General features: G+C 52.9%; 11 protein-coding genes. 8 read left to right on the top strand and 3 right to left on the bottom strand.

Annotated features, from left to right (window positions below; translation table 11 throughout):
- Positions 1–185 precede the first annotated feature (185 nt).
- The 4 genes from BMX45_RS01410 (at position 186) to BMX45_RS01425 (ending at position 3,614) form a co-directional block, all read left to right on the top strand.
- Positions 186–803, top strand: coding sequence for a ribonuclease HII (locus tag BMX45_RS01410; RefSeq protein ID WP_090908182.1), 618 nt, complete (start codon positions 186–188; stop codon positions 801–803).
- A gap of 80 nt (positions 804–883) precedes the next feature.
- Positions 884–2,923: a hypothetical protein gene (locus BMX45_RS01415; RefSeq protein WP_090908183.1), complete on the top strand. Its 2,040-nt coding sequence runs from the start codon at positions 884–886 to the stop codon at positions 2,921–2,923.
- A complete protein-coding gene (locus BMX45_RS01420; protein WP_090908184.1) occupies positions 2,920–3,234 on the top strand; it encodes an EscU/YscU/HrcU family type III secretion system export apparatus switch protein in 315 nt (104 codons plus the stop codon). The genes BMX45_RS01415 and BMX45_RS01420 overlap by 4 nt, the downstream gene beginning before the upstream one ends.
- Positions 3,231–3,614, top strand: a complete 384-nt coding sequence (locus tag BMX45_RS01425) for a YraN family protein (protein ID WP_090908185.1) — start codon at positions 3,231–3,233, stop codon at positions 3,612–3,614. The genes BMX45_RS01420 and BMX45_RS01425 overlap by 4 nt, the downstream gene beginning before the upstream one ends.
- Positions 3,615–3,705: 91 nt before the next feature.
- Here BMX45_RS01425 and BMX45_RS31660 read toward each other — a convergent pair whose 3' ends face one another.
- Together BMX45_RS31660 and BMX45_RS01435 are read right to left on the bottom strand one after the other, a co-directional pair.
- Positions 3,706–4,497 (bottom strand): GNAT family N-acetyltransferase, encoded by a 792-nt coding sequence (locus BMX45_RS31660; RefSeq protein ID WP_254777915.1) that lies wholly within the window; start codon positions 4,495–4,497, stop codon positions 3,706–3,708.
- Positions 4,498–4,530: 33 nt separating this feature from the next.
- On the bottom strand, positions 4,531–6,144 hold the full coding sequence (locus tag BMX45_RS01435) for a YifB family Mg chelatase-like AAA ATPase (RefSeq protein ID WP_090908187.1): 1,614 nt from the start codon (positions 6,142–6,144) through the stop codon (positions 4,531–4,533).
- 373 nt (positions 6,145–6,517) lie between these two features.
- Between BMX45_RS01435 and BMX45_RS01440 the strand changes: the two genes are divergently transcribed.
- The 3 genes from BMX45_RS01440 (at position 6,518) to BMX45_RS01450 (ending at position 9,998) form a co-directional block, all read left to right on the top strand.
- Positions 6,518–8,053, top strand: a complete 1,536-nt coding sequence (locus tag BMX45_RS01440) for an ABC transporter substrate-binding protein (protein ID WP_254777916.1) — start codon at positions 6,518–6,520, stop codon at positions 8,051–8,053.
- A 151-nt stretch (positions 8,054–8,204) separates the two neighbouring features.
- On the top strand, positions 8,205–9,122 hold the full coding sequence (locus BMX45_RS01445) for an ABC transporter permease (RefSeq protein WP_090908189.1): 918 nt from the start codon (positions 8,205–8,207) through the stop codon (positions 9,120–9,122).
- A gap of 12 nt (positions 9,123–9,134) precedes the next feature.
- Positions 9,135–9,998 (top strand): carbohydrate ABC transporter permease, encoded by an 864-nt coding sequence (locus BMX45_RS01450; protein ID WP_090908190.1) that lies wholly within the window; start codon positions 9,135–9,137, stop codon positions 9,996–9,998.
- A 21-nt stretch (positions 9,999–10,019) separates the two neighbouring features.
- Here the strand turns inward: BMX45_RS01450 and BMX45_RS01455 are convergent, their stop codons facing one another.
- Entirely contained in the window at positions 10,020–12,260 is a 2,241-nt protein-coding gene (locus BMX45_RS01455) for a helix-turn-helix domain-containing protein (RefSeq protein WP_090908191.1), read from the bottom strand.
- Between the two features lie 490 nt (positions 12,261–12,750).
- Here BMX45_RS01455 and sucC point away from each other — a divergent pair, with 490 nt between their 5' ends.
- Positions 12,751–13,911, top strand: a complete 1,161-nt coding sequence (gene sucC / locus BMX45_RS01460; protein ID WP_090908192.1) for an ADP-forming succinate--CoA ligase subunit beta — start codon at positions 12,751–12,753, stop codon at positions 13,909–13,911.
- The last annotated feature ends 6 nt before the right edge of the window (positions 13,912–13,917 follow it).

Below are 13,917 nucleotides of genomic sequence, written 5' to 3' on the forward strand. Positions count from 1 at the left end.
ATTATAACCGATGGTTCGCCGATGGACGAACCCGTTCCTGCCGGGATGCGGAACGGGATAAAAGGGTGACGCTCCCTGGAGAGTATGATACTCTAGAAGAGTTACTAGATTGATAGAATAGATGCGATACACCGTGTGAACGAATAGGCAACAAACGGTAATTCGGAACCAAAGGGGTTAAACCTATGACAGATTTATTAATGTACGAGCGAGAGTATTGGAGCCGTTATATACATATTGCAGGCATCGACGAGGTCGGCCGCGGCTGTTTGTTCGGCGATGTGGTCGCTGCGGCGGTCATTATGCCGGAAGGGCTGGTCATTGAAGGAATTAACGATTCGAAGAAACTCAGTGCCAAGAAACGGGAAACCCTCTACGACCTTATCATGGAGCAGGCGCTGGCGGTCGGCGTCGGTTTGGTGGATGCGGAAACGATTGACCTCATTAACATCAAACAAGCCGCAAGGCTTGCGATGAAGAAGGCGATCGAGCAGTTGGCGGTTCCCCCACAGTTTCTGCTTGTTGATGCCGAGACGGTGGATTGCGATATTCCCCAGCGTGCCATCATTAAAGGGGACGCCAACAGCCAGTCCATTGGGGCAGCTTCCATTATAGCCAAGGTCACCCGAGATAGGCTGTGCGAGGGGGAATGGGAGGCGCGTTATCCGGATTACGGAATCGCCGTACATAAAGGCTATGCTACCAAGTTCCACCGGGAACAGCTGCAGCTGCACGGACCTACCGCCATGCATAGAAGAAGCTTTTTGAAAAATATGGAGATTGAGCAATTGTCCTTGTTCTAGATTTCGATGCAGCCCGCCCTCGTCAAAAGGCGGGCTGCTGCCGATATATAAGGTAAACAGAAGGTGTGGGAGGAACTATCGTGAACATCGGATCGTTGATTCGCGGACTCCTTGGCGAGCAGAAGCCGGGAGACGCCAAGACGTTGGAACTTAAGCCGGGTCAGGTCGTTCGCGGTGTCGTTATGAACGTATCGGAGGACGGGCAGGAAGCGGTGGTGCAGATTCAGGGCGTTCAAGTGAAAGCGAAGCTGGAAGCGCCGCTCCGAGCCGGGGAAACGGCTCTGCTGCAGGTTCAGCCGCCGGGAGAGGGAGGGACAGCCGTGCTTAAGCCTCTCAGCCAAACGCCGGGACAGCCGTTGTCCCCTTCATCCATGGCTGAGGTGCTGGATTTTGCGGGTCTTCCGGATACGAAGGAAAACCGCGAAATGATCCGGGGCATGCAGAACGCGGGAGTTCCCCTGACGAAGGACAATATTGCCATGTTTCGAGAGGCTTTGGCCGTAAAGCCTCCTCAGATCCCGGCTGCGGAATGGGCGGAGTCTGCTGCGATCGCGTTTCACCGCGGGCTGCCGATTAGCCCTGAAAGCGTAAAGGGACTGCATCAGGCCGTATTCGGACCCCAGCTGCATCAGCTGCTGCAGTCGCTGGAGCAGCAGCTGACGTCTGCTTTAAGCAACAGTAGCGGAGGCGCAGCGGCTGCCGGGAAAAATGCAGCGTCCGCTGCGCCTGCGACGGCAGCCGGCGCAGCGGGTAACGCTGCCGCGCAGCAGCAAGCAGCAGCGGCGAACAATGCTGCCGGCGTTGCCGCGCAGGCCGGCTCAGGCCAGCAGGCGCTGCTGACCAAGCTGCAGGGCCTGCTGCAGCAGCTGCGCGGCGAGCTCGCGCAGCCATGGGCCAGCGGCGGCACGGCAGCACCTGCCGCCGGACAACCCGCCGCCGTGCCCACAGGGCCGGCGGCAGCTCTCGGCGAAGGAGCCGCAGGCCCATCGCCAAAACCGCCCACCCCCGGTGCGGAGCCGTGGGTGGGGCGGCTCTTGAAGCTGCTCGGTGCGGAGCACGAGCAGCAGGCCTTGCGCGGGGCCGGGACGGGCCCCGCGGGCGAAGCGGCGCGTGCGGGCAACGCTGCGCCGGCAGCGCCAGCCGGGCAGCCTGCGGCGACTGCGGCGACGCCCGGAAGCGGCACGGCCGCTGGCGCGGCTCACGGCGCCGCCGCGCCCGGAGCCAATTCGGCCGTGCCCGCATCGGCAGCTGCTCCAACGGCAGCAGGCGCGGCTGCACCGGCTCCGGCCGCAGCGCAGCCATCCGCTGCTGCGGCAGCCCAAGCTTCCCTGCCCGCCACTTCTGCCTCTGGCAACGGGGGCGCAGCAGCGAATATGCCAGGAGCCTTCGCCACGCCAGGGAATGCGGCTAACGCGAACCAGCAGGCGCCGGGTGTTCCGAATGCCCAGACCGGCGCCGTGAATCAGCCGGGCTTGACGCAGCCGGTAACGCCAACGGTACAGCAGCAAATAACCCAAGGCGTGCAGCAGGCCGCCATGGCTGCAGGGCCATCGGGGGATTCGTCGCTTGCCCTGCAGGATACGCTGAAAGGGGCGCTGCTTCAGGTGCTGTCCAGCCAGGATGCGCCTCCGGCGCTGAAGGAAGCGTCCCAGCAGGTCGTTCAGCATTTAACGGGCCAGCAGCTCTTGCTGAATACCGATCGAACGGCGCCGTTCGCACAGGTTACGCTGTTCATACCTTTGCATGGCGCCGACGGGGAACAGACCGCGTCCGTACATATTCAATCCCGCAGAGGCCGTAAAGGCGAGCTGGATGCAACCAACTGCAGGCTGTTGTTCGACCTGGATATGAAGTTTCTTGGGCCGACCCTGATCGATGTGCAGGTGGTTGACCGGATCGTCAGCCTTAACTTTCGGAATGATCAGCCATTTGCCGCGGAGCTGTTCGAAGGGACCAAGCAGGAGTTGGCACAAGCCGTTTCGTCGATCGGCTACCAATTGCTCAGCGTCAAAACAGAACCGCTGCCCCTGGATTTGCCCCCGGCAGCAGAAGATTCCGTGCAGGGAACGGCAGCCGAATACACCCCTCAGGTTTATAAAGGGGTGGACATGCGGATATGAGCAAGCTAGAGAAAGAGGAAGGGCCGATCACTTCCATGAAAAAGGCGGTTGCGCTTAAATATACGCCCGGCGAAAGCGAAGCGCCGGTTGTGGTTGCCAAGGGACAAGGCAAACTGGCGGAGTCTATATTGGATAAAGCCAAAGAGCATGGCGTTCCCGTGCAGGAAGACGCAGCCTTGGTGGAGATTCTCTCCAAGCTGGATCTGGATCAGCAGATCCCGGAGGAGCTGTACCAGCTGGTTGCGGAAGTGCTGACGTTTGTTTATCGTGCGGATCGCCAAGCGAAGGACGGAGGGATGATGCCGTCATGACCTCTCCATACGGAAAAAAGGACAACCGCAAGCTAAAAGGAGCGGCTGCCGAAGAACTGGCGGCCGCCGCCCTGATTAAAAAAGGATATCGGATTCTGGACCGGAACTGGCGCTGCCGTTTTGGAGAATTGGACATCGTGGCGGAAACAGGGAAGACTCTTGTGGTGATCGAGGTAAGGAGCCGAAGCGGTACGACCCGCTTCGGCACGCCTTCCGAGTCCGTGAACGCCCGCAAAGTGATGCAGGTCCGAAACACGGCCCAGCAGTATGTTCACCAGAAGCGCTATTACGAACGGACGATACGGTTCGACGTCATTTCGGTTATGCTCCGGGAAGACATGACGGCAGTATCGATGGATCATATCGAGAATGCATTTTAAGTTGGATCTGATCCGAATCGATAAGAATAACTATAGAAACAGGTGAGGGCTCCTTGAGCCCTCACCTGTTTCTGCATCATGGCCGTTCTCTTTAATACGAGCAAACTTCCAGACAATTGTCGTCCAGGTCATAAAATGTAAAATAGGTTGCGCCGTATTCCAGGATGGTATCGACCCGTACGTTTTGTTTCCTCAGATGCCGATATGCGTCCTCCACATTCGGAACGAAAAAATTAAATATGGCATGCCGACGCTCAAAGTATCTCTCTTCGTCTGTTGAGAAAAGGGTAAGGGAGGTCTGTCCGAACAGAATGCATTGATACTCCCCTTGCTCGCTCTCCCAGCCGATTCTGCCCCCAAGAACGTCTGTATACCATTCTTTAGCGGCTTTTATATTCCTCGTAGGGACAAAGACGGTGTCAATATGCTGAAATATAGAAACGCTCATGCTATCCTTCCTCTCGGTCTTATTCTTCCTCCAAATCATAATATGCTCTGGTTGCCCTGTATCGGGATCCACGGTTTCTTCAAGGCGTTCAAAACCGTTCTTCTCGTAGAAGCGGAGTGCCCTTTGGTTATCCGCATATACCCGAAGCTTCAACGTATCTCGAAGGTCCATGGCATAGCGGAGGAGGGCTTTTCCGCATCCTTGATTTTGGCGGCTTGGATCAATGAACAATGCGGCTAAATCCTCGCCTACAAGGGAAACAAAGCCCCGGACTTGACCTGTTTCCTCCAATAGATAAGTTTCGGCCGTCGGGAGGTATACCTCCCGCATGTCCCCCTGCTTGGCTTCCCAATACTCAGCGGGGATAAAATGATGGGCCTCTTTGGAAGCGGCTAGCCATATTTCAATAAGGTCATTTAGATCTTCATTGGTCATCTGTCTGATCATCATATGGGTATCGACTCCATTTCATAAACGCTGGTTTTCTTCGGTTGCTATACATTGACGATCCAGTTGTCGGTATTGGATCGCTTCGGCGACATGCCGGCTTTGGATGCCGTCGGATGCGTCGAGATCGGCGATGGTTCGGGCCAGCTTCAGGATTCGGTCATATGCGCGCATGCTCAGGCCCAGCGTATCGATGGTTGCTTGCAGGAGCTCTGCCGACTCCTTGTCCAGCCTCGCATGTTTTCTCAGAAAGCTGCCGAACAGTTCGCTGTTCCAGCCGAATGGCAGCCCGTCATAGCGTTTCAATTGAATCGCTTGTGCCGCATACACCTGATCCCGCATGTGCTCGGAAGAAAGGGGCGGCGTGCTTCCCGGCCATTCCTTGGGGCGAGGCACGTCCACTTGAAGGTCGATCCGGTCCATCAAGGGGCCCGAGATTTTCGCCCGGTATTGGGCGATCCGCGAAACGCTGCAGGTGCATCGCTGATGAGGATGGTCGCTGCCGTAGTAACCGCACGGACAGGGATTCATCGAACAAGCCAGCATGAAATGCGCTGGGAAGGTAAAAACCGCCCGCGCTCTGCTAATGGTCACTTCACGATCCTCCAGAGGCTGACGCAGCACCTCCAGCACATGCCTTGAGAACTCGGGAAGCTCATCCAGGAACAGAATGCCTTTATGGGCCAGACTGACCTCTCCCGGCTTCGGAATGGTTCCTCCTCCGATGAGGCCGCCGGCTGAAATGGTATGGTGGGGAGACCGGAAGGGACGTCTCTTCATCAGTCCATCGGAAGGCTTTAGCTTCCCGGCAGCGCTGAATATTTTCGTTGTCGTCAATGCTTCCTGGTCGGCCAGCGGCGGAAGTATGGTGGGGAGGCGCTTCATCAGCATCGTCTTACCGGTACCGGGGGGCCCGATGAGAAGGATATTGTGCATGCCGGCCGCGGCGATGGTCAGGGCGCGTTTGATATGCTGCTGCCCGATCACGTCCCTGTAGTCTTCAAGCCGCCTGCCCTGATCGGCGCCTTCTTGCAATCTGCTTGCATTCATCGATCGGTCATACCGGAGCTGTGAGAGCGAAACGGTAACAGTGCCATCTTCCGCAGCATCACTTCGGCGAGTGGTTTCTGCCGGTGGATTCGGGACGAGCTCATTCAAATGACCGAGCCCATAGACCTCGATTCCTCCGATTAAAGAAGCTTCCGCCGCATTTTCCCGCGGAAGAAGAACGCCGGCATACCCTTCTTTTTGGGCTTGCTCCACCATCGGAAGAACTCCCGTCACGGGCCTGAGCGTGCCATCGAGTGCAAGCTCGCCGATGATCAATATTCGATCGGCATTCGAGAAGGCCCACTGCTCGCTTGTCAGCAAAATGCCGACGGCGATCGCCAGATCGAAGGAGGAACCTTCCTTGCGCAGGTCAGCAGGGGCAAGATTGACGGTCACCCGTTTCAGTGGATAAGTAAAACCGCAGTTTTTAATCGCGGCCCGTACTCGCTCGACGGATTCGCGGATGGAGGAATCGGGCAGACCGATGATGGCGGTTTGCGGCAGCCCGTTAGCGAGGTCCACCTCCACTTGAATGATGACGCCGTCAATGCCGTGCAAGCAGGCGCTATGAAGTTTTCCGTACATAAGAAAAGCACCTCTTTCCAGATATCAGTGGAGTGTAACAAGAACGAACATCCAAGATTCGAAAAGGGTGCTTCCTCATTTTCGCTGGGTGATTCTAGTCCGTATTGTAAAAGTTTTCCTCCAGTCTGTCAATTCGATTGTATCTACAAAAAGCCCGCCGTACAGGCAGGAATCCGGACAGGATACGGAGTTTCGGCGATGAATGTGCCGTGTTTCAGATGATTGCCACTTTTTCAGATTCTGAGGTCTGGCCAATAACGGGAAGGATTGTGAATGGTCAATGAGCGGCTCTGGCAGGTACAATCAAATCCGTAAACGTCAAGACGGGTTGAGCGTCGAGCGTTACATTATCATACATAAGGGAGAGGGTTGCGTGAAAAATTGGAACCGAAAGCTGGGGTTGGCGGCATTGGCTGCCGTCATGACCGGCGCATTGTTGAGCGGCTGCTCGAAAGATAACGCGGCAAACGAGGGGGATCATGAAAGCGCTGATGCTGGGAAGGAAATCACGTTAGAGATGATGACCTTTTCCCATACGAATTGGCCGTACAAGGAGAATTGGCCGATTTATAAGTATTTAAGAGAGGAAACCGGCATCTCCTTCAAGGTACAACCCGTCATGAGCGATTACACCACCACGATGAACCTGGCGATATCCTCGGGCGAGATCCCGGATCTCATGATGGTCAACAGCCTGAATGCCGCCAACACGCACGGGGCCAGCGGAGCGTTCGTCGACTATTTCGAGCATCTGGATCAGATGCCAAATTACAAGAAGTTTCTTGATAATCATCCGGAGGTAAAGGCTGCTATTCTGTCTCCTGAGGGAAAAAATTACTTTATGCCGTTGTACGGACTTGAGCAGCAATCCAGACGTTCCTGGCTTTACCGGGACGATATATTCAAGGAACACAATCTGACGCCTCCGACTACTTACGACGAGCTGTATACCGTTGCGAAAAAATTGAAGGAACTGTACCCGGACAGCTTTCCGATTGCCGTGTTCAACGGATTGAGCCCGCTGGTTAATATGGCGCCTGCGTTTAATACCAACAGCAGCTATTATTACGATTTCGAGAAGAACGAGTGGCGATACGGTCCGACAGAAGACAACTACAAGAAAATGGTCGAATATATGAATAAATTTTACGCGGAGGGCTTGGTTGCGCCTGACTTCATGGCGCATAAACGCAAGCAATTTAACGATCTGCTGCTTCAGAACAAATCGTTTATCGCCAGCGATTACATCGGCATCATGGATGAACTTCCGTTGATGCTGGGGGATGCATCGTCCGAGTTCAGTCTTGATTACATGGTTCCGCCTATCGGCACGCCGGATGGCAAGTCCCATAACGTGTTTGCCGGATTGCAGAGCGACGGCTTTGCCGTAGCGGCAAATTCCAAAGAGCGGGATCGACTGCTGCAGTACCTTGATTTCCTGTTCTCCCCCGAAGGGATTGAGCTGGCAACCTGGGGCAGGGAAGGCGAGACGTTCACGACGGAGAACGGGGTTCGCACGTTCAACGATGATTACAAAGAGTTCGGCGACTTAAGAACCAAAACGGGAATCGCGACGGTCGGGGCTCACATGGTATTGGACATGACCGCATACGAGTCCATGTATTCACCAAAAATGCAGGAAGCGATGAAAATCGCACCAGGCCATGAAACGAAGCCGCAGCCAAGGCTTGCCTATACGAATGAGGAGAATGAAGTGCTGAGCATGGTCGGCGAAACCGTGAAGAAGTTCCATGAGGAGCAGATTGCGAAATTCATTTTGGGACAGAAACCGATGGATGCATGGGACACTTACGTGCAAGAAGTGAACAAACTTGGCGTGCAGCAGGTGCTGGATGTTCATAAAAGCGCTTATGAACGGACGCAGAAATTCCTGAATGAAGCCAAGTAATTTAACCTGAACGCCATGCAGCCAGATGAACCGCGGCGGCTCACTTTTTCGGACCGGCTCTTCGGATGCTCGTTATGCCTGGTCCCGGTCCGCAGGGAGAGCCGCTTTAAGGATATTGCATGAATTTCGCTGCTAAAGGAGGATACGTTTTTTGCAAGCGCGGCATTCGAGTTTCTTGACCAAAGTGAAGCGGGATAAATACCTGCTGTTGCTGCTTCTTCCCTGTGCTCTGTATTACATCATTTTTAAATATGTTCCCATATTCGGCGTTTCGATCGCCTTCATGGACTACAACTTGTTTAAGGGAATCGCGGAGAGCGACTGGGTGGGGTTCAAATATTTCAGCATGTTTTTTAATACGCCCGACTTTTGGCCTGTTCTCCGGAATACATTTCTGCTGGGGTTGTATAAGCTGATTTTCGGCTTTCCCGCACCCATCATACTTGCGTTACTCATTAATGAAGTGAGCAAATCTTTCTTGAAGCGGTTTGTCCAGACGGTCAGTTATCTTCCGCATTTCATATCCAACGTGGTTGTCGCGGGGATCGCGGTCATGTTTCTGTCGCCCACAGGCGGGGTGGTCAACCAGCTGCTGCATGCCATTGGGCTCGAACGGATCAACTTTCTGGTGGAAGCCTCTTGGTTCAGGTCGATTTATGTAACGACGGACGTATGGCAGCATATTGGATGGGGGACCATTATCTATTTGGCCGCATTGACGGCCATCGATCCGCAGCTCTATGAAGCGGCGCGCATGGACGGAGCGAACCGGTGGAGGCAGACGCTGAACATTACGCTGCCCGGCATCGCCCCGGCGATTGTGATCATCCTTATACTCGATGTCGGAAAAATATTGGAGATCGGCTTTGAGAAGGTATACCTGCTTGCAACTCCCGCTACTTACGAGACGGCCGATATCATATCTACTTACGTATACAGAGTAGGCTTAACGCAAGGCAACTACAGCTATGCAACGGCGATCGATCTGTTTACCGGCATCATCAGCTTTATTTTCATTATCGCGGCAAATGCGTTCAGTCGGCGAGTCAGCGGAAGCAGCATCTGGTAGAGGAGGAACGTGATGAAACCGAAATGGAATTGGTTTGACGCCCTGAATGCCTTGATATTGACAGGGGTCGTAGGGGCGTGTTTATACCCGTTTGTCTACATGCTGGCCGTGTCCCTCAGCGATTCCGCCTCCATTGCCTCGGGGGAGGTCTGGCTGTGGCCGAAGGGCTTCAACCTGGATATGTATCAGTATGTGTTCGAGGACGGGCGTGTGCTGAAAGGATATAAGAATACGCTGATTTATGTCGTACTCGGAACGGCGATTTCCTTGTTGGTGACGGCGCTGGGGGCCTATTCGCTGTCCAAGGCCAAGCTGGTCATGGGAAAACCGATACTGATGCTGATCGTGTTTACGATGTTTTTCAACGGCGGCATGATTCCGACGTTTCTGGTCGTGAAGGAGCTGGGCTTTGTCAACACCATATGGGGCATGGTGCTGCCCGGAGCCGTAGCCACCTGGAATCTGCTGATCATGCGGACTTTCTTCATGGGGATGCCTCAAGAGCTTGAGGAATCCGGCAAAATCGACGGTCTGTCCGAGATCGGAATTTTCTTTCGGATTGTGCTTCCGCTCTCCAAGCCGGTGCTTGCCACCATCGGATTGTATTATGCGGTAGGGATGTGGAATAACTTCATGGGTCCGCTCCTGTATTTGCGGGATGCCGATATGCAGCCGCTGCAGGTGATATTAAGAAACATCGTGCTGTCGGGCCAATTGACGGGAACGGATGGGCCTGTTGTAGGCGATATCGTGGTGGTGGAGGATGGTCTGAAGTTCGCTACTATCATGGTGTCCACCGTGCCGATCCTGCTGGTGTACCCGTTTATCCAGAAATATTTCGTAAAAGGAGCTCTGATCGGCTCCGTCAAAGGTTAAGCGGCCGGCCGCTCACCTGCCTTACCGGATCCAGTTGGTTTTCCGGTAATCGCCTGGTGTTTGGCCGGTTATTTTTTTGAACATGCGGATAAAGGAAGTGACGTTGCGGTAGCCGATCCGGTTGCCTACTTCCTGAATCGGCATGTTCGTCGTCTCCAGAAGCTCTTTTGCTTTTGTTATCCGGATGGCATTCAATTGGTCGCTGAAGTTGCTCCCCGTCTTCTCTTTAATATACCCGGACAGATAGGTGGGTGACATATTGAGTTTATAAGCAAGCTGCTCGAGCGATATTTCTTCGTTGTAATGGGACTCCAGGTACTGAATGACATATTGGATGATATCGTAATGCTCCTCCCGTTTCCGGCGGATCGCTTGGGTTGCATGGGAGAGCTCGCCCAGAAGGACTTCCCGGTATTGGTCGGGAGTTACGCTGTATGCAAGCATATCGGCATCATTCGGTAGTACGTCGGTATTGATCTTCAGCAGTTCGACGGTTCTTCTCATGCGGACCGAGACCGATTTGGCAAAATGGCTCAGTTGATCCGCCGTAGCCTCCTGGCGCTGCAACCGTTCCAATGCCCGATCGATCAGCATTTGGCAGCTGCTCTCGTTGCCTGCCTGTAAATTCACGTAAAACTCGTGTTCCTGCTCGGCGGTGAAGCCCGTTACTTCGCCGCGGAGTTCCTTCTCCCAGATAATCTGGGTTTCTTCAAGCGGCCTGGCTTGAAGCAGGAGCGACATGGCTTCCGCATAGGCTTGATCGAACTCCGAGGTTTGCTGGAAGACGGATGAAACCGCGATATTCACGAGATAGGTGCTTTGATCGTGATCAAATATCCGTTTCAGCTGGCTGAGGCTCTGCTGCAGCGTGTCTGATTTTTCCTGCGTGTACACGATTGATAAGATTTGTTTGCCCTCCATCTGAAGGGTGTGCGATAAGGGAAACGCCTCTTGGATCTGCAGCGTGATGATGTCCTTGATTTTGCCGGTAGCCCGTGTCATCAAGGCATCAAGCTCTAGAGTCGGGTTATGACGATATCTCAATTGATAGACGATGACCATGAATGCCCCTTCGCCGACCCAAAGTTCTTTGGAAGCGGCGGTATCGATGGCAATGTTCTTAAACTGCGCCAAATAATGATAGCTGGTTAAGAGCGGTTTGGTTTGGTCCATCCATTCCTTGATCATCTTGCGCTCGTGCTGCAATCCCTTCAGATGGTTGGAAATGGCGCTGAATTCGGCGATGCTTCCTTGATACAGCTCCATTTCGGTTTGCCCCAAACCCGTCACTATTCTCTTCAGCGGTTGGTTGATATTGCGAGAGAAGACCCACGATGCCAACGTGCCTATTAGCAGGGTGGCGGCAAATAACAGCACGGCAATCCAGTTCATGCGGCTGATGCTTTGATTAAGTTCGTTGTGCGGAATGATGGAGATATAGGTAAGACCGGAGCGTGCCCCTTTTTCGAAAAAATAGTACGATCCCTTCTCCATGATCCAATCCGATTGGCCGTCCCATTCCGGCAGCGGCTGGGAAGCGGCGTCCGGCGAGGATTCATACAGTTTTGTTCCCTTTGGGTCCAGCAGCACGAAACGGGAACCAGCCATTCCTTTATAGGATTCGTACCAGCTTTTCATGTTTACGAAAGCCATGATTTGCCAGGGGCTTCCTTGCACATCCGTGACTAACGGCAGCAGCTGCACCTCGCTCTTCTCGGTCCCGATGGAGAAGGCGCTGCTGGGAAGCATTTGCATAAACCCATTCGCGCGCTCTGTCTTTTTCCAGAACTCGTACGGGTAGGAATTGCTTATGTAGTAATGTTTGAACATGCGGTCATCGTTAACGATGCCGTCCCGTTCAAGCAGGAAGGCATGATTCCGGTAGTAGATCATGACATTATTCAAGTGATAGTATGGCTGGCTTACCAGGGTCCGAATCTGATCCGTCACCATTTCAACCTGCAGATAATCGATTCCTTTCTTTCCGCCGGCATCGGCCTGCCTGCTGATATTGCCGACGAATTCGTAATGCTGAAGGTTGAGGAGGAGGCTTTTCCAGGTGGAATATTGCTTCTCGAAATTGTCGACGGTGTTTCGAATGAGGGTCAGATTATATTTAACGATCTCATTGTTCACATTGCGGGAATAGAAGGTCATCGACCATAGGTTGTAGGAGGAGAGCAGGATAATCACGACGAGAAAATAGACCAACATTTTGACGAATAATGAATGAAGCGGAAAAAACGATTTCAACCATTTCATGCTGAATCTCCTTATGAACACGCTTTCTCTTTCCAAATCATTCTACCGGATCGCACAGAAAGGATAAAGAGTTTTATAATCCGTCACTGTTTGATCTTACTAAAAAGGGATTTAATGGTATAATAGTAATGGATGCACTAATTCTAGGAGGAATGGAGAGGGAATCGAAATGACGATATTATGGGAAAATATCTTAATTATGCTTGCAGCAGGATTGCTTGGCATTGCTATTGTGGTGTTAGGCATCATAGGTTTGATACATTACGTTCGAAAAAACAATTAATTATACATATATTTCCAATTTATATCTGGAAGGAATCATACCCATGCCAAATCGAGTGGATAAACGGTGAACTTTTTAAGGTAAGCGTTTTAAAAACATGTTACAATAGCTTGGGTTTAATATATAAAGGTTGACAGTGCCAACTTTCATAGATTGGTTCCGTGTCAGCCTGCCTTGTTCCAGTCATGTTGATAGGAGGATTCGAGAATGAATATCCATGAATATCAAGGAAAACAAGTACTGAAGCAATATGGAGTAGCTGTTCCGAACGGCAAGGTAGCGTTTACGGTGGAAGAAGCAGTTGAAGCTGCGCAATCTTTGGGCAGTCCCGTAACCGTTGTCAAAGCGCAGATCCACGCAGGCGGCCGCGGTAAAGCCGGCGGCGTTAAAGTGGCGAAGAACCTGGATGAGGTTCGTGCTTATGCCGAAGAAATTCTGGGCAAGGTGTTGGTGACTCACCAAACGGGTCCGGAAGGCAAGGAAGTCAAGCGTCTCCTCATTGAAGAGGGCTGCGATATTCGCAAAGAGTACTATATCGGTGTGGTCGTTGACCGCGCTACCGGCCGTGTCGTCATGATGGCGTCCGAGGAAGGCGGTACCGAAATCGAAGAGGTTGCAGCAGCAACTCCTGAGAAAATTTTCAAAGAAGTCGTGGATCCGGCGATCGGACTTCAAACATTCCAAGCGCGGAAATTAGCGTATTCCATTAATATTCCGAATGAACTGGTAGGTAAAGCCGTTCAGTTCATGCTGGCCTTGTATAAGGCATTCGTAGAGAAGGATTGCTCTATCGCTGAAATCAATCCGCTTGTCGTAACCGGTGACGGAAACGTCATGGCTCTCGATGCCAAACTCAATTTCGATTCCAATGCGTTGTTCCGTCATAAGGACATCTTGGAACTGCGCGATCTGGATGAGGAAGACGAGAAGGAAATCGAAGCGTCCAAATACGACTTGAGTTACATAGCTCTCGACGGCAACATCGGCTGCATGGTTAACGGCGCAGGTCTTGCCATGGCTACGATGGACATCATCAAGTATTATGGCGGCGACCCTGCCAACTTCCTTGATGTTGGGGGCGGCGCAACAACGGAGAAGGTAACGGAAGCCTTCAAGATTATTTTGTCCGATCCTCAAGTAAAAGGAATATTTGTCAACATTTTCGGCGGCATTATGCGTTGCGACGTTATTGCTACCGGTGTTGTCGAAGCAGCGAAACAGCTGGGACTGACTCGTCCGCTTGTTGTACGCTTGGAAGGAACGAACGTAGCCCTCGGCAAGCAGATTTTGGCTGAGTCCGGTCTTAATATCGTGCCTGCTGATTCCATGGCCGACGGAGCACAGAAGATCGTCTCCCTCGTTCAGTAATATTTC

Source organism: Paenibacillus sp. cl141a (assembly GCF_900109305.1).
GTDB classification, from domain to species: domain Bacteria; phylum Bacillota; class Bacilli; order Paenibacillales; family Paenibacillaceae; genus Paenibacillus_AQ; species Paenibacillus_AQ lautus_A.

Coding starts and splice junctions, on each gene's coding strand:
- BMX45_RS01410 (WP_090908182.1), top strand. CDS start 186: ATGACAGATTTATTAATGTACGAGCGAGAGTATTGGAGCCGTTATATA.
- BMX45_RS01420 (WP_090908184.1), top strand. CDS start 2,920: ATGAGCAAGCTAGAGAAAGAGGAAGGGCCGATCACTTCCATGAAAAAG.
- BMX45_RS01425 (WP_090908185.1), top strand. CDS start 3,231: ATGACCTCTCCATACGGAAAAAAGGACAACCGCAAGCTAAAAGGAGCG.
- BMX45_RS31660 (WP_254777915.1), bottom strand. CDS start 4,497: ATGACCAATGAAGATCTAAATGACCTTATTGAAATATGGCTAGCCGCT.
- BMX45_RS01435 (WP_090908187.1), bottom strand. CDS start 6,144: ATGTACGGAAAACTTCATAGCGCCTGCTTGCACGGCATTGACGGCGTC.
- BMX45_RS01450 (WP_090908190.1), top strand. CDS start 9,135: ATGAAACCGAAATGGAATTGGTTTGACGCCCTGAATGCCTTGATATTG.
- BMX45_RS01455 (WP_090908191.1), bottom strand. CDS start 12,260: ATGAAATGGTTGAAATCGTTTTTTCCGCTTCATTCATTATTCGTCAAA.
- sucC (WP_090908192.1), top strand. CDS start 12,751: ATGAATATCCATGAATATCAAGGAAAACAAGTACTGAAGCAATATGGA.